17 protein-coding genes are annotated in these 15,624 nt (G+C 49.1%); 3 read left to right on the top strand and 14 right to left on the bottom strand.

What is annotated here, in order from left to right; translation table 11 throughout:
* Positions 1-119: 119 nt before the first annotated feature.
* The 4 genes from ACZ50P_RS01600 to ACZ50P_RS01585 all read right to left on the bottom strand — a co-directional run bounded on the left by ACZ50P_RS01600 (position 120) and on the right by ACZ50P_RS01585 (position 4,674).
* Positions 120-713: a hypothetical protein gene (locus ACZ50P_RS01600; RefSeq protein WP_464132987.1), complete on the bottom strand. Its 594-nt coding sequence runs from the start codon at positions 711-713 to the stop codon at positions 120-122.
* Positions 714-859: 146 nt separating this feature from the next.
* Complete coding sequence (locus tag ACZ50P_RS01595; RefSeq protein ID WP_464119841.1) at positions 860-1,879, bottom strand: ABC transporter permease subunit; 1,020 nt, start codon at positions 1,877-1,879, stop codon at positions 860-862.
* A complete protein-coding gene (locus ACZ50P_RS01590) occupies positions 1,876-2,913 on the bottom strand; it encodes an ABC transporter permease subunit (RefSeq protein ID WP_464132984.1) in 1,038 nt (345 codons plus the stop codon). The genes ACZ50P_RS01595 and ACZ50P_RS01590 overlap by 4 nt, the downstream gene beginning before the upstream one ends.
* Before the next feature lie 138 nt (positions 2,914-3,051).
* On the bottom strand, positions 3,052-4,674 hold the full coding sequence (locus ACZ50P_RS01585) for a peptide-binding protein (RefSeq protein ID WP_464132982.1): 1,623 nt from the start codon (positions 4,672-4,674) through the stop codon (positions 3,052-3,054).
* Between the two features lie 148 nt (positions 4,675-4,822).
* On the opposite strand from ACZ50P_RS01585, the gene ACZ50P_RS01580 reads away from it, so the two are divergent.
* Both ACZ50P_RS01580 and ACZ50P_RS01575 read left to right on the top strand, forming a co-directional pair.
* Positions 4,823-5,878: an agmatinase family protein gene (locus tag ACZ50P_RS01580; protein WP_464132981.1), complete on the top strand. Its 1,056-nt coding sequence runs from the start codon at positions 4,823-4,825 to the stop codon at positions 5,876-5,878.
* Positions 5,871-6,230, top strand: a complete 360-nt coding sequence (locus ACZ50P_RS01575) for an arsenate reductase family protein (RefSeq protein WP_464132979.1) — start codon at positions 5,871-5,873, stop codon at positions 6,228-6,230. The genes ACZ50P_RS01580 and ACZ50P_RS01575 overlap by 8 nt, the downstream gene beginning before the upstream one ends.
* Positions 6,231-6,266: 36 nt before the next feature.
* Here ACZ50P_RS01575 and ACZ50P_RS01570 read toward each other — a convergent pair whose 3' ends face one another.
* The 5 genes from ACZ50P_RS01570 to ACZ50P_RS01550 form a co-directional block, all read right to left on the bottom strand.
* Entirely contained in the window at positions 6,267-6,407 is a 141-nt protein-coding gene (locus ACZ50P_RS01570) for a hypothetical protein (protein WP_464119836.1), read from the bottom strand.
* Between the two features lie 68 nt (positions 6,408-6,475).
* Positions 6,476-6,613, bottom strand: a complete 138-nt coding sequence (locus ACZ50P_RS01565) for a hypothetical protein (RefSeq protein WP_464132977.1) — start codon at positions 6,611-6,613, stop codon at positions 6,476-6,478.
* 235 nt (positions 6,614-6,848) lie between these two features.
* The gene (gene dinB / locus ACZ50P_RS01560; protein ID WP_464132975.1) at positions 6,849-7,919 is read right to left on the bottom strand and encodes a DNA polymerase IV; all 1,071 of its coding nucleotides are present in this window, start codon (positions 7,917-7,919) and stop codon (positions 6,849-6,851) included.
* A 32-nt stretch (positions 7,920-7,951) separates the two neighbouring features.
* Positions 7,952-8,788 carry a lysophospholipid acyltransferase family protein gene (locus tag ACZ50P_RS01555; protein WP_464119833.1) on the bottom strand — a complete coding sequence of 279 codons (837 nt, stop codon included), beginning with the start codon at positions 8,786-8,788 and terminating at the stop codon, positions 7,952-7,954.
* Positions 8,752-9,627, bottom strand: coding sequence for a GNAT family N-acetyltransferase (locus tag ACZ50P_RS01550; protein ID WP_464132973.1), 876 nt, complete (start codon positions 9,625-9,627; stop codon positions 8,752-8,754). Before ACZ50P_RS01550 ends, ACZ50P_RS01555 begins: the two co-directional genes overlap by 37 nt.
* Before the next feature lie 117 nt (positions 9,628-9,744).
* Between ACZ50P_RS01550 and ACZ50P_RS01545 the strand changes: the two genes are divergently transcribed.
* Positions 9,745-10,266 (top strand): hypothetical protein, encoded by a 522-nt coding sequence (locus tag ACZ50P_RS01545; RefSeq protein WP_464132971.1) that lies wholly within the window; start codon positions 9,745-9,747, stop codon positions 10,264-10,266.
* On the opposite strand, the gene ACZ50P_RS01540 is transcribed toward ACZ50P_RS01545, so the two are convergent.
* The 5 genes from ACZ50P_RS01540 to ACZ50P_RS01520 all read right to left on the bottom strand — a co-directional run bounded on the left by ACZ50P_RS01540 (position 10,267) and on the right by ACZ50P_RS01520 (position 15,526).
* Entirely contained in the window at positions 10,267-11,262 is a 996-nt protein-coding gene (locus tag ACZ50P_RS01540) for an L-threonylcarbamoyladenylate synthase (protein WP_464132970.1), read from the bottom strand.
* A 33-nt stretch (positions 11,263-11,295) separates the two neighbouring features.
* Positions 11,296-13,845 carry an ABC transporter permease gene (locus tag ACZ50P_RS01535; protein ID WP_464132968.1) on the bottom strand — a complete coding sequence of 850 codons (2,550 nt, stop codon included), beginning with the start codon at positions 13,843-13,845 and terminating at the stop codon, positions 11,296-11,298.
* A complete protein-coding gene (locus tag ACZ50P_RS01530) occupies positions 13,845-14,510 on the bottom strand; it encodes an ABC transporter ATP-binding protein (RefSeq protein WP_464132966.1) in 666 nt (221 codons plus the stop codon). The genes ACZ50P_RS01535 and ACZ50P_RS01530 overlap by 1 nt, the downstream gene beginning before the upstream one ends.
* Positions 14,507-15,106, bottom strand: coding sequence for an arylesterase (locus ACZ50P_RS01525; protein ID WP_464119827.1), 600 nt, complete (start codon positions 15,104-15,106; stop codon positions 14,507-14,509). The genes ACZ50P_RS01530 and ACZ50P_RS01525 overlap by 4 nt, the downstream gene beginning before the upstream one ends.
* 66 nt (positions 15,107-15,172) lie before the next feature.
* Entirely contained in the window at positions 15,173-15,526 is a 354-nt protein-coding gene (locus tag ACZ50P_RS01520) for an RNA recognition motif domain-containing protein (protein WP_464119826.1), read from the bottom strand.
* Positions 15,527-15,624 lie beyond the last annotated feature (98 nt).

The raw sequence follows: 15,624 nt of genomic DNA, 5'->3' as shown, positions 1-15,624 counted from the left end.
CCAATAAAAAAGGGCTTCTTACGAAGCCCTTTTTCTTTTTCCAGAAAAATCATCGTCCCGTGGAAACCTTTGAGGAACTCTATAAGTCCCTCAACATAGAATTTATTCTCGCTCTGACATTACTGAATCGTCGCCACAAAGGAACTGCTGGATTTCATCTTGGTCGGAATGATCACAGCCGGGCAGCGAGCGTAGTCTTTTTTTGATTTATAAGCTACTCGATCCTGAGACTGTTTGCGGGTAAAACGATAACCATCCGCGGACTTGGCAAAGGAATAAGTAGTGACTGTATCAAGACGCAAGGTCTTGCGACTGGTTGAATAAGGACGACAGTCGAAATCATACTGCGTGTCCTGATACTGGACTGTAGAGTCAGTGTGGGCTGTGAACTCGACAGCTCCATCCGCCAGAACACGACCTTTTTCCTTCCCTTGGGCATCCACCAAGGAACCACCTTGGACCTTCAAAGACACCGGCAGATCATTCCAACCACCCAGGCGGTTGCAGTCATAGAAAGAAAAATCCAACTCCACTTTTTCGGTGGACTGGTGGTAGTTCAAAGCCACCGTGCACTTTAAATCCATGTTTTCATAGCTGCCATCTAGGCGCTCGTAAGAAGCCGTCATAGAACCTGAGCCCTTCAACTCCCCTAACACCTGCGCTTGGGAAGCCGAGAATCCAAGAACAACTAAAATGGAAGCCATGTATTTCATCTAAAACTCCTTTGGACTGGGATGCTGACGCACCTTAGCCAGAAAAAACAACCAGGCACCTTTTTCCAAAAAAAATGGGTGAACTTTCGTTCACCCACATCATCAAATCTGTTTTTATTTTGCACCAAAAATAAGACTGTTTTGCCTTACATTTTTGAATCGAAGGCGTCGCGGACTGCGAAACCGATATTGATCAACAAAGTCAGTGTCAAAACAATGGCCACCATCGGACCCCAAACGATCCACTCTGCAATCGTGAACCATTTTTGGGCCTGAGCCAACAGCTCACCCCAGCTTGGTGTCGGTGGACGAAGACCCAACCCCAGATAATCCAGGAAGGACAACGTGTTCACCCCACCCGCGATAAAGAACGGCGCGAAGGTCACAATCGGCGTCAAACCGTTCGGAAGGATGTGTTTACCAATAATACGCTTGTGGTCCGCACCAATCGCGCGGGCCGCTTCCACGTATTCACGCTTTCTCAAAGAAAGGAACTGGGCACGCATGTAAGCAGAAATTCCTGTCCAACTAAAGACAGAGAAGAACACAACCAACAACGGCAAGCTTGGGTTGAAGATCGAGATCACTGTGATCAATACGAACAGGATCGGAATACTTTCCACAACCTCAACGATACGCTGACCGAACAAATCGGCTTTGCCGCCCAGATAACCCATCAGGGCCCCCATCGTGATACCGATGGCATAAGTCACAATCCAGCACCCGATAGAGAACAACATCGTATAGCGGAAACCGTAAAGCAGACGAGTCAAGACGTCACGACCACTTTCATCAGTTCCAATCCAGTTGATCTTTGTTGGAGGAGATGGGTAAGTGTCGACCATTTTATTGGCCTCATAAGGGTCCCACTGAATCAGAGGCCAGACTGCCCAGTCGCCCTCTTTCATTTCAAGCTCACGATAGTCCATCACAAAGATGTCATCACGGCCAAAGGCAGTTGGGTGATAATCCTTAAATAGAGGGAAATACAATTTACCCTGATAGCTCAAAACATGGGGATGATTGTTCGCCCAAAGTTCTGCCGTGAAGCTCACGAAGAACATCGCCATCAAAATCCAGAAAGAGACCACAGCCACGCGATCGCGCTTGAATCGCTTATATCTCTTCAACGTCAATTCATTGCGGATAAGATATTTTTCGATCATTTGAAGTCAATCCTTGGATCAATAAGAACGTAAATGATGTCGCTGAAAATACGGCCCAACATCAACAACATGGATGAAATAAAGGTCAGACCCATGATCACGTTATAGTCACGGGACAAAACGGATTGATAACCCAACAAACCAATCCCATCCAAGTTGAACATCTGTTCGATAATCAGAGAACCCGCCAGGAAGGCACCAAAGAAGCCTCCCAAACCTGTGGCAATCGGGATCAAGGCATTACGAAGAGCATGTTTGAAGACGACCACTCTTTCAGCCAGACCCTTGGCGCGTGCTGTACGAACGAAGTCGGACTTGATCACATCCAGCATGGAGTTTCTCATCAAAGTGGAAAGCTCCGTGAAGCCGCCGATCATGTAACAGATCAAAGGCAATACAAAGTGATGGGCGCGGTCCACGATTTTACCCCACGTCGTCAGGGACTCATAGTCGTCGGAGTGCAAACCGCCCAGTGGGAACATATTCAACTTACCTGCCAAAACCACGATCAGGAAGATACCCAAAACGATCGGCGGAATAGAATAAGTCAGATTCAGAATAATGGTTGTCCAGCGGTCGAATCCCCCGCCCGCATTGATGGCCTTACGAACACCCAATGGGATACAAACCAGATAGGTCAAAAGCAAAGAGGCAATACCAAACTGCAGGGAGACCGGGAATTTACTTTTGATAACGTCGATCACCGGCTCCTGGTAGGTGAAGCTTTCACCGAAGTCCATACGAACCAGGTTTTTTACCCAGATAAAATAACGAACGTGGATGGGCTTATCGAAGCCATATTGTTTTTTCAAAGCCTCGATAACTTCTTCATTCACGGAGGTGTCGCCACGGGTGTTGATCCCGCCTCCACCGCCGCCGCCCCCACCACCACCGGCAGCGCCGAAGCGGATGGCTTGAAGCTTCTGCTCAATAGGGCTTCCTGGAGCGAGGTTAATCAACGCAAAGGTGACGATGGTAATTCCGAAAAAAGTCGGAATCATCAATAACAATCGGCGAATCAGGTAAACGATCAAGGCCTTACTCCCACAATATGCATTCGATTACAGATTAGACAGTTACGCTGTAATACTAATTTCGATGAGGCGCAAGAAAGAAGGCGTACATTGTACGCCTTCTGGTAAAAAATTAATTATGATTGCGCAGGGCAAAGGCTATTTAGCCTGCAACCACCAGTAGTCTCTACCGATCTCATATTTGAAGGTGTCTGCAGGTTTCCCCATACGAGAGGAATTTGCATAAAATGCATACTTATCGTTGAACAGGAACGCATAAGGAGCATCTTCAGCGATCTTCGCGTAAACCTTTTTAAGTGCAGCAACACGTTTAGCTTTATTTGGCTCAACACGGGCCTGGTCGATCAGCTTGTCCACTTCAGGGTTTTTGTAAGCGATGAAGTTAGAACCACCGGCAACCGCACTTGCAGAGTGCCAGATTTGTTTAGGATCTGGATCCACAGAACCACCACCCCAAGCCATAGTCACAGCGTCGAAGTTCCCTTCGTCAACCAGCTTCAGGAAAGAGTTCCATTCCAAGTACTTAAGATCCATGTCGATACCCGCTTTTTTCAGGTCTTCACGATACATGGTGTAGTATTTTTCAGTGTCTTTAGACGGATAGATCAATGTGAATTTGAATTCCATCTTTTTGCCGCCAACTTCTTTTTCAAGAACACCGTTCTTGTCTTTGTCAGTCCAGCCAGCTTTAGCCAAAAGTTCTTGAGCTTTCTTCGGATTGAATTCCAAAGCCTTGTTACCTGGGTTGTACTCAGAACGAAGGTAGATCGCACCGTTAGCAAGATCAGACATGCCGTAACGGAACTTTTTGTTCATTTCTTCGCGGTTCAACAAGTGAGCCAAAGCCACACGCACGTTTTTGTCCTGGAACAAATCTTTGCGGAAGTTCCAGCCGATGAAACCGTAGGATTTCGGCGCGCTGTTTTCAACTTTGTTCTTGATGATAGTTTTGCCCCAAGGAGCACCCACCGCTTTTTTCATGAACGCTTCAACACGCAGATCAAGGTAATCAAGCTCGCCTTTTTTCGCGCGCTCAAGCTCTACGTTTTCATCTTTGTAGAAACGCATTGTGATGGTGTCGAAGTTGTACATACCAGCGTATGCAACGTCTTTGTTGCCGTACCACTTATCAAACTTTTTCAAAGAGATCAGCTGACCACGGTCAAACTTGGAAAGAACGTAAGGACCCGCGCAGATAAGCTGGCGGTTCATTTTTTTGGACTTTTCAACATCGCTGTAGATCTTCTTAGGGATCACAGTCAAAGTCGCCGCAGATTCAAAGTTGTTGAAGTAAAGATCACGAGCCGTGAAACGGATTGTGTGAGTGTCGATAACTTCAGCTTTTGTCAAACCTTCGTAGTACGGGCGCAAGTGAGCAGCTTCGTACTTCGGTTCAAAGATCGCGTCGAAAGAGAACTTCACGTCGTCAGCCGTAACTGGCGTGCCGTCGTGGAAAACTGCGTCTTTACGCAGGTGGAACGTGAATACTTTATTGTCTTTGGAGATTTCCCACTTTTCAGCAAGACGTGGTTTCCAGTCGTAAGTTTCGCTATCACGAGTCGCCATGCCGTCACACACGTAGTTTTGAACATAACGTGAGTAAGCGTCTGTTGCTGTGATCGGATGAACCGTCGGAGGCTCACCGCCAAGATTGAAAACGAAATTTCCGCCTTTTGGTGCGTTCGCATTTGGTGCGGCTGCAAAAGCGGGAGCTGTCAAAGCTGAGCTCAATACAAGAGCCAGGAGTCCCTTCATATTCATTGTGTATCCTCCAAGGAATTTCGCTGGGAATTTAAGTGGTTCCCAAAGTTGGGTTAAAATGGGTTATGCGACAAAAATAATCAAGTTATTGCTCGATTGACGCCGCGCTTAAATGCTATACCATTGGGGCTGATTTAAGGAGTAAAAAATGTCTGAAAAGACTACGAAATTTGATCCCACAACCACCATCTCTGCAGAGTTCGGAATCTTCGGAATTCCGATGACCGAAGAAGAGTCCAAAGTCGTCTTGGTCCCTGTTCCCTGGGAAGTGACAACGTCCTATGGCGAGGGCGCCTCTCGCGGCCCAAAAATCATCCGCCAAGCCAGTGAACAGATTGATCTTTTCGACATCGAAGTGGGTAAAGCCTACGAGGTCGGCTACCACATGCGCGATTTCCCGGAAGACCTGTGCACTATGAACGACAAGTTCAAAGCGGTGGCTCAGGAATTGATCGAAATGCGAACAAATCTCAGCGAAGACGAAGCCAAAATGAATAAACTGGCCGCTCAGGTCAACGAAGCCTGCGAAGAGATGAGCCAATGGGTCTATGACCAGTGCTCAGACGTCCTGAAAAAAGGTAAACTTCTGGGGCTAGTGGGCGGCGACCACTCCACACCACTGGGGGCCATCCGTGCCGTCAGCGACAAATACAAAGGCGAGTTCGGCGTTTTGCACATCGATGCCCATGCCGATCTTCGCAAAGCCTACCAAGGTTTCAAACAGTCCCATGCCTCCATCATGTACAACGTGATGACTGATGCTAAAAAGCCTCAGAAACTCGTTCAAGTCGGCATCCGGGACTTCTGCGAGGAAGAATACGACTTCAGCAACTCCCGCGAAGACATCAAAACCTTCTACGACCTGGAACTAAAGCGCCGCATGCTTAAAGGCGAAACCTGGGAACAGGTCTGCAAAGACATCATCAAAGAGCTTCCTCAGAATGTGTATATCTCTTTCGACATTGATGGGCTGGACCCGGCCTTCTGCCCGCACACTGGAACCCCGGTTCCGGGCGGTTTGAGCGTGGATCAGGTGTTCTTCCTGTTCCGTGAAGTTCACGCCTCGGGTCGCAAGATCGTGGCCTTTGACCTGAACGAAGTTTCCACTGGCGGCCTTTCCGAAGAAGAGGTCGAGTGGGACGGCAACGTCGGCGCACGTATTTTGTATAAGATGTGCGGTTGGCTGGTGAAGAGCCATGCTTAAGGTTTACGAATACGCCAAGTGCTCCACTTGCGTGAAGGCTTTGAAGTTCCTCGATGGCAAAAAAGTCAAATATGACAAGTTGCCCATCGTCGACAAAGCGCCCACTCAAAAAGAGCTGAAGGAAATGCTGGCCGCCCTGAAAGAACGTGGCGGCAATCTTCGCAATCTCTTTAACACTTCTGGTGTGATGTACAAAGAGATGAAGCTCAGTGAAAAACTTCCTGCAATGAGCGAAGCGGAGGCGATCAAGCTGCTTTCTGAAAATGGCAAGCTGGTGAAGCGCCCATTTGTGATTGGCGAAAATGTTCATCTGGTCGGCTTCAAAGAAGACGATTGGAAAAAAGAGTTCTAAGACGACAAAAAGGGATTCAGCAACTGAATCCCTTTTTTAATGGCGTGGACGATAGCTCGGAGGACGTTTTTTGTTCACTTCCTCCTCGAAGAATCCATGCTTTTTAAAGCGCAGGATCAACAAAGCTCCCCCGAAACTTAACGCCAGCACCAGAATCACGACAGACAGGCTGATCATACCAACCTCCTCTCTTCGCTTCCTGATTCTTACACAGGAAAATGTGAGCAAATAGCAGAAGTGTCGTCTTAGTTCTTGTTTTTAAACAAGTCAGAAATTCTCTGCATCCAGCGCTTCACTGCACGCCGCAAAGGTGTCGCATCCGACATATCGTCCAGATTCACCAGGACGTGCAGGACCACGATCATCACCGTGACCAAGGCCATAGAGCCTGGAATAAGGGCCAACGCCGGAGAAAGCCCAGAGAGCTCTTCCTGCAGGATTCTAACCGAGATGGCCTGAATAACGAAACAAAGTGGCTATGAGAAGGCCAGATAAAACCATCTTCTTCATAGGGGTGTCCTTTCTAATACAAGCGAAGCCGTTGTGACTCCGTTGCTTGGCAAAAAGGATCTAAAGCAACAGTGATGCCAGAAAAAACGCACCACCTCTTCCGTGAGATTAGATGGCAAATTTCAATTGAGAGGAATCTTCATCTGTCGTGGATTTCTTTTGGGAGCCTAAGCGAACTCCCAACCCCACCAGGCGCACGGGCACCGCACGTCGGTTCCAGGCCTTTACTAAAAGACGTTCAAAATCCTGCAGCGTGGGAAGCTCATGAAAGACCTCCTCATGAGTGGTTTGTTTGAAGTCGAAGAATTTCAACTTCACAACCATGCCCTTGATGCGATCATGATACTGCCCACGATCCATGCGCAAAACAAAGTCCTCGTACAGAGAAGGCAGTGCTTTGGCGCAATCCTCAAGTGTCTGCAAATCCTTGTTAAAGGTTTCTTCCACCGTCAGGGACTTTCGCTCCCACTCAGTGACAACATCACGATTGTCGATCCCCCGGGCGAAGTCATAAAGTTCCGCCGCCCGGGAACCAAACCAATGTGAAAGCTCCAAGACCGAATACTTCTGAATGTCACCGCAGGTGTGCAACCCCAGATCATTCATTTTTTGTCCGGTCACTTTACCAACCCCGAAAATTTTCCCCACAGGCAGATCCTTCACGAAGGCCTCTACATCCTGAGGGCGGATCACAAACTGACCGTTGGGTTTTTTCCAATCGCTGGCTATCTTAGCCAGAAACTTATTCGGAGCCACCCCGGCTGATGCCGTCAACTTCAACTCGGTAAAGATCAAGCGACGGATTTCCTGCGCAATCAGGGTTGCACTGCCACCAAACAGCTGGCAGTCCGTCACATCCAGATAAGCCTCATCCAACGACAGGGGCTCAATCTTGTTTGTGAATCTTTCAAGAATTTCGCGAACTTTGCGACTTTCAGATTTATATAAGTCAAAATGCGGAGGAATCAAAATCAACTGCGGGCACAGGCGCACGGCTTGAGACGACGGCATGGCAGAACGAACCCCGAACTTGCGAGCCTCATAGCTGGCAGTGCAAAGAACACTTCGGGAATTCGGTGGCCCACCGATGCCCAAAGGCTTCCCCTTGAGCTCAGGATGGTGCTTCACCTCCACCGCTGCATAAAAGCAGTCCATGTCGATGTGAATGATCTTCCTCATTTACATATTATTTACACATCAACGGAACTAAATCAAGTCGGATCTGCTTCCATCTCGGCCGGAGGCTGGGCCTCGATCGGAAGTCCCTTCACCGGAACGAACTTCGATGAAATCATCAGATGAACTTTGTCGGCAATCAAACCACGGTCATCTTCCGGGGTGGTATAGACAGGCTCCAGGAATTCGATTTCACCTTTAACGGATTTAAGCACCGCCGACTTCCACATCGAAGTCACAAACGGAATGTCACCATACCAACAAAGGTGATCCCGCCACTTCAATGAAAACTCTTCGCCATTCACTTCACGGAAGTTGATCACCACGGGCTGAATGGGAACCCCGGCCTGAGCCGCCGCCATCATCAGGGTCTTTTTAAATGGCAGGACTCTCTCTCCGTTTGTGGATGTCGCCTCTGGATAAAGCACCACGCGGAAACCGGCACGCAGGGCCTTTACGATGGATTTCATCTCTTCCAAAATTTTTGTGCGGCTGCGGCGCTCGACGTAGATACAACCACCCATTTCAGTGAGCGTTCCCAAAAAAGGAGTTTCACGCATTTCATTGGAAGTCACAAACAGCATCGGGTGGCAGGAAGCAAGCATCAAGATATCAACAAAGCCCATGTGGTTGCTGACTATCAGACACTTCTGGTCCGGCGAAGGTTTATTGACGACTTTCAGATCAAGATTGAAGACTTTAAGAATCAAGCCTGCAAAGAAGTTAGAGTTGCTGGAAAAACGAATCAGTCGCTTATGGGGATCCCGCACCACCAAGTGGCAAATAAAGGACCACACCATAAACGTCAGAATGATGATAACAAAAACGGTCAGTTTTATGACTCCGCGGAGTCCAGCTTGAATCTCTTCCACAGGGTCCTATTTAAATCTTCCCGGTGAAGAATGGTCAAGAAGTCAATGCACTGAAACTCGCGATCCCAGGCCGGTTCCCCGCCGATATAGGCCCCCGCCTTCAGATAAGCACGACATAAAGGAGGAAGAAGTTCCTCGGCCTGAGCTCTCTGAGTCTCCGTGAGAGGGCTTCGGACTTCTTCTAAAAAGTGATTTAACATAGGCATGGTGTATGCCAGAGTCGGGCGCGTGCGCAGTCCCGGTACCACCCGACCTTGTTCCTCAAAGTATCGAGTCAGCAAGGCCGCATCACGTGGGTCATCCGTTTTCACCGTGGCACAGCCAAAAAGCATTTTGGAATCAGAGGCTGCCATGTACTCCGCAATCCCTCTCCACAAAAGAGAAATTAAAACCCCGCGGCGGAAGTCTTTGTGAATGCAGGCACGGCCCAGCTCCAACTTCACACCCGGCTGCGCCAGAATTCCGTTCATCATAAACTCTTTGGCCGAATAAAACTCATCGGTAAAGAGGGAACAGTTCAGGCGATAGGTTCCAATAATGCGATCGCTGCGTTTTTCCTTGATGATCAGATGATCACAATCAAAATCAAACTCATCAACGTCCACTCCTGTCGGAGCTTTCTTCCCCTGCATTTCGCGGTGAAAAACCTCGTAACGCAAAGTCAGGGCCTCTTTCAGCTCTTCCACATCCGTCACCGTTTTGATTTCAAACGGTCCGACATCGGAATGAATCTGGATTTTGGATTTGAACTTGTGAATGCGGTTCAAACGCAATTGATAGAAAGACTGTAAATTCAAAGAAACACGTTCCAGACTGGCGTAAGCAAGTGAGTTGATCATCAAGGCCCCTCCCCTTTTGGATCTGCCTCAGTGTAGCGGGATTTGTTTTTCAGAATTGTCAGAACTCGATCAGGATATTGTTGGCATTACCTTGAAGATCCATGATATGACCAGCTCATGGGTGAAGACACATTCAAAAATACTCTCAATCATTTGCAATTGAACGAAGAGGCTCGGTCCTACCTGAAAGAGATCATTCAGAACCTGCCTCAGGACCTTGCTCCTGATCGCCCCGGTTACTACTCGCACGAAACCATCGAAAAACTTTACACTGACGCCGGAGAAAGACTGTCGCGGCAGTTGGCTTCCGCTTCCGGCATCATCGGTTTTGAAGAGCTTCGCTCTGCTTGGACCATCGTGGTTGTGGACTATCACCGCAACAACAACTGGAACTATCCCGTCACAGACAAGAAACCTGAAAAAATTCTGACCCAGGAACAAAAAACCGCCCGCGAGCTGTGGCCTTATATTCTGATCATGACTCTGGGGCTGCTTGTTTTAAAAACCAGCTTCTTCTATTTCGGAATGCATTCTGCGGCAGCTCCCAGCACAACCAACACGGTCATGCTGGTGGTGACTCTTGTGGCGTTCTTCGGCGCCCTGGGATTCTTTATATGGAAAAAGAATAAGAAGGACTGATTAAATAATCAGAGAAGCCGCCTTGTTCAGGCGATCAAACAAGGATTCCCAACGTTCACCCTGTTGATGAGCTTCGCGATAAAACAGGATGCAGTCCTTGCCATGGGATGCCGATTCGCGCAGATGCCCGTAGAGCTCGCGCGTGGCCAACAAAGGATCTGACGACAGTTTCAGAATCTCATAAGAATGAATACCACCCTGAGGTTTGATGATCTTGATACTTTCGATTTCATCGGGCAGATCATTCATCTTGGTATTTACTTCCGCCAAAACACTTTCGGGGCTGCGCTGCGGGTCCAGACACACAATCAGCGGAACCGGTGGCATATAGTGATGCTTCATGTGGCCGGGTGATTCCCGTTTATCCACTTGCTCAACAAACTCGTAGGCAAGCCCTTTACTTTGCAAAACCTGCTCCAGATCAGATTTCAGAATGTGCCCACGGCGCAAGATCGACAAAACAACTTTTTCCGGGCGGTGACGCACCAACAGCACTGTCGACTCGATACCGATTTCACACTCACCACCATCGACGACAAAGACATTTTCATTTTTGAATTCCACACGCACATGGCTTGCCGAGGTGGGCGAGGTTCGGCCAAATTTATTCGCACTGGGCGCTGCCAGCGGAACACCCACCTGCTGCAAAAGCTCCAGGGCCAAGGGGTGGTTCGGCATACGAATCCCCACCGATTCCAATCCCGAAGTGATCATGGAGTTCACCGACGGATCACGTGGCAGAACCATCGTCAAAGGTCCCGGCCAGAAGGCCTCGGCAAAGGCTTGGGACGCTGGCCCCCAGAAGGCGGTCACCTTTTTGGCTTGTTCAATTGATGCCACATGCACGATCAAGGGATCGAAGAAGGGTCTTTCCTTTGTCGTAAAGATCTTTTCAATGGCTGAGGGGATATCAATACGGGCAGCAAGCCCGTAGACCGTTTCGGTGGGGAAGCCAATGACTCCCCCTTCTTCTAGAATAATTTTTGCCTTAGCCAAGGCTTCGTTCGGCGTCATGGTCTGTTTGTACCACTACTTTTCTTCGCGGAGAATACCTAAAGCACTTTCCCGGACAATATCCACACTGGCCAGGAAGGAAATCAGCAAACTTAAACAGGTGATAATCACCACCGACAACAAAGGCTGAACCAGCGACAACCTGAATTCACTTTCAAATATGAAAGTATTCAGCCCAAAACTGACCAACACGCTCAAGGCGGCCCCGAAAAACGAGGCAATGAAGGCCAAAAACGCAAACTCCGTCAGAATGAAGCTTGCGACCTCACCTCCGGAAGCGCCCAGAATCTTCAACATGTTCAGTTCCCAACGGCGCAGCTTGATCTGACTTCGCACGATCGAAAACAAGACGATGTATCCGGTCAGCAACGCCAGGCCCGCCATCAGCTCCAAAGACCAGCTCATCTTTTCTGCGGTTTTAAGAACATCATCCACCGTGCGAACCACATCGATGATAGATACGTTGGAAAACTGCTGCGCCAACGCATTTTGCAGATCAACCCTTTGCTGTTCTGGCAGGAAAGGAATGGCCGAAATCCACGACTTCGGAGCGTCATTTAAAACACCCTCCTGAACCAAAATAAAGAAATTCGGCTGGAAACTTGTCCACTTCACTTTGCGCAGATTGATGATCTCACCTTCCACCTCCACGCCCTGCACATCAAAGACCAGAACGTCGCCCAGTTTAAAGCCCATGCGATCGGCGAAACGGGTTTCCACCGACAGTTCAGCACGCTTTTGTTTGTCCGGGTCAAACGGCCCTGAGAACGGCCGCCCCTTGATCATGATCTCTGAGCTCGACAGCCCTTCGCGGTAAGACAGATTCATACCTCGATTGCGGAACCGGGCTTCGCGTTCTTCTTCGCGGGTTTTAAAGCCCTGGCTTTCAATCTTTCTTTCATAGTCCTGGCCGTTGACCTTCAAAATACGCGCGCGCACCAATGGTGACCTTGCCAGCGGTGTCACATTTTTTTCTTTTAGAACCTGATCAATGCCCGGCCACTGTTCATCCTGAATATCAAACATGAACAAGGATGGAATTTTGGATTTTCCTTCAAACTGAAATTCGGCCTGCAAAGAGTTTTTCAACTGGGGCAGAATATTAATCAGCAAAGCACCCATCCCCAGCGCCACAAAGACCGCCAGGCTGGCTCCGGCACGTCGGGAAAGACTTAAGAAGCTGAATTTAAAGAACCAACTATGCAATCCCTTGATCAGGCCTGCGGCTTTGACGGTCACATAACCAATCAACAACAATGCCAAAACCACCAGAATCATGGCACCGATAAACAAGCTGCCAATTTTCCAGGAGTGCGCCTGATAGACCGCCAAAAAATAGAAAAGCACCAGACATGGCAGGAACGTCCAATAACGTCTTTGCCCCTCCCCGACAGCAAACTTTTCTTCGCTGAATAATTTTGCCGCGCGAAGATCAAAGATTTTCATCAGGAACGGGATACTGACAACAAAACTGCCAAAGACCGCCATGAAAAGACAAATCACAAACGCTTCACTCGTGATAGTGGGATGCAGATCAAACGGCGTAAAACTTCCTAAGAGTTTACTTAGAAGGGGCAGCACCAAAAGACTGAAAAGCATCGTCGGGACTGTTGCAATCAACCCCAGCATCGAGGCCTGCAGAATATACACCCCAACGGCTTGCCCGCTTTGCAAGCCCAGAGTGCGAAGGATCGCAATCTCCTTCATGCGCGTGGAAAGGAACAGACGGTAGATGTAGGCCGCCCCCAACGCTGACATGAACAATGCCACAATCGACACCAGCCCCAGATAGTCCGAAAGATAACCCAGCTGTCGACCGGAATCCTCTCCTGCGGTCGCCGGGGTTTCCACGTTAATCTGTGGATCGTTCAGCACATTGTAAAGCCCCTCTCGCACCTGGGCTTCCACAGATCCTGATGGCAGCAGAAATAAGTGCGCCAAAGAAAAGGTGCTGCCATACTGAAGCAGACCCGATTGCGGCAACAACTCACGATTGATAAATACACGCGGCGCAAGACTCGCAGCCCGGAAGGTCTGAGTCGCATCCTTCTTGACCAAATCAGAGATCTGCAACTTGAGCTGCCCCAGTTGGATTTCATCACCGGCATCCAATCCCAGTTGGGATCTTAGTTCCGGATAAATCCAGGCCTTTTGTTCTTTCAAAATATCCTTATTGTCGCTGGTCGAGGTGATCTGACGACCGGATTCCAGTTCCAGCTCTCCATAGAACGGATAGGTGCCATCCACGGCCTTAACCAAAACCAGACGCGAGCCCTTGGAAGAACTCAGCATCGCAAAGAACTCGTAGATCTTGCCTTCTTCCGTGCCCGCAGGCAGAGCCTGGCGCATCTTCGCAGTTTCATCTTCGGTCAGCTCACGACGAGCCGTCACAGCCAGATCCGCTGAAAGGATGGCCTTGGAGTTGGCCTGGATTTCAGTTTCCAGCGCCTCATTAAAGGCCTGAAGGGACACAAAGCCCGTCAGCCCCAGACTTAAATTGAAAATAAAGAACAAGCCAAAGCGCCAACTGCGCAAAAGCTCTCGGCAGGCCAGTCTTAATAACATTATGCTTCCCTCAATTGGCCGTCTTCAAGGCGCAAAGTGCGTTCACATTTTTTCGCCAACGCTTCACTGTGTGTCACCAGCAAGGTCGTGATCTTGTGTTTGCGAACGATATCAAAGAAGACATCCATGACCTTGTCACCCGTGTGCGTGTCCAGATTTCCGCTGGGTTCATCCGCTAAAAGAATTTTTGGTTTTACCACCAACGCCCTGGCAATCGCCACACGCTGGCACTCCCCACCGCTCAATTGACTTGGGAAGTGAGTCAATCGATGCCCCAATCCCAGTTCACGCAAAGCCTCTTCGGCTCGTTCGCGCGGGTTTTCCATTTTCAGGATCTCCAACGCCAGCATCACGTTTTCCAAAGCCGTCAAGTGAGCGATCAGGTGATACTGCTGAAAGACGACAGCAATGTTTTGCGCACGAAACAAGGTCATCTGTTGTTCTGTCATCGGGGTCAGGTTGATATTATCCACAAGGATTTCCCCACGATCCGCACGTTCCAAGCCAGCCAAAATTGACAGCAGCGTGGACTTTCCGCTTCCCGATTGACCGACGACGGAAACCACCTGGCCGGGTTCAATGGTGACGTTCAGGCCTTTGAGAACCTGGATCTCGGTTTCGCCTTGGTTAAAACCTTTACGGACATCTTTCAGGATCAAGCTCACAGGGCCCCCTTCAAAGCTGTAAAAACATTGTCAGCAATAATTTTGTGACCTTCTTCATTTGGATGAATTCCGTCGGCCAGATTGTATTTCGGATTTCCCGCCACCTTATCCAGGATGAACGGAATGAAAGTGACCTTGTACTTCTTCGCCAAGGTCTCGTACATCTTTTTGAATTGGTCGGTGTAGGCTTTGCCATAGTTCGGCGGCATGTACAGGCCCCCTAGAATGACCTTCACCTTTTGCCCTTGAGCATACTCTATCGCCTGAGCCAGATGCTTTTCGCTGTCTGCAATCTTAAGACCCCGCAGGCCATCGTTCGCCCCCAAGGCCAGAATCACCGCATCGGGCTTGGACTTAAAGACCCATTTCATACGACTGATACCAGACGCTGTCGTCGACCCACTGACGCCGGCATTGATGACGGTCCACTCCTTTTTGCCAGCTTCATGCAGCTTCTTTTCAAGCACCGCCGGAAAAGCCGCCTCTTTAGCCACGCCATAACCTTCAGTGAGCGAATCACCCAAGACGACTAGTTTTTTTTGAGCAAATGAGAAGGAACTAAAAGTAAGAATCAGAAGAAATAAAAAAGGTCTCATAGGGTTCCTATGAGACCTTAGTTTTGAAGACTATGACAAGTCCAGCTTCGTCAAAGTATGGGCTACTTAGCGAGGACCACCACGGCCGCCACCGAAGCCGCCGCCACGTGGACCACCGGCATTACGGCCGCCACCACCGAAACCACCACGACGAGGACCACCCTCACGAGGAGCTTGAGGACGAGCCTCAGAAACATTGATAGCACGGCCATTCAATTCAACGCCGTTGCCTCTTTCAATCGCCTGATCCGCAGCGGAATCATCAGCCATCTCTACAAAGCCGAAGCCTTTAGAGCGACCTGTATCTCTGTCCATGATGACTTTTGCTGAATCCACCGCACCGAATTGTGCGAAGTGCTGATGAAGTGCCTCATCGTCTACAGAGTAAGGCAAATTGCCTACGTAAAGTTTTTTAGCCACAAAGACCTCCTATAATGGTTGGGCTGTTATACCCGAGGAAGCCTTCGAACAAGATAAAATCGAGTACACTCACACGGGGACCTTAACTATCAATAACG

The organism is Bdellovibrio sp. CKG001 (genome assembly GCF_055397465.1).
This window is presented reverse-complemented; position numbering and strand designations above follow the sequence as displayed.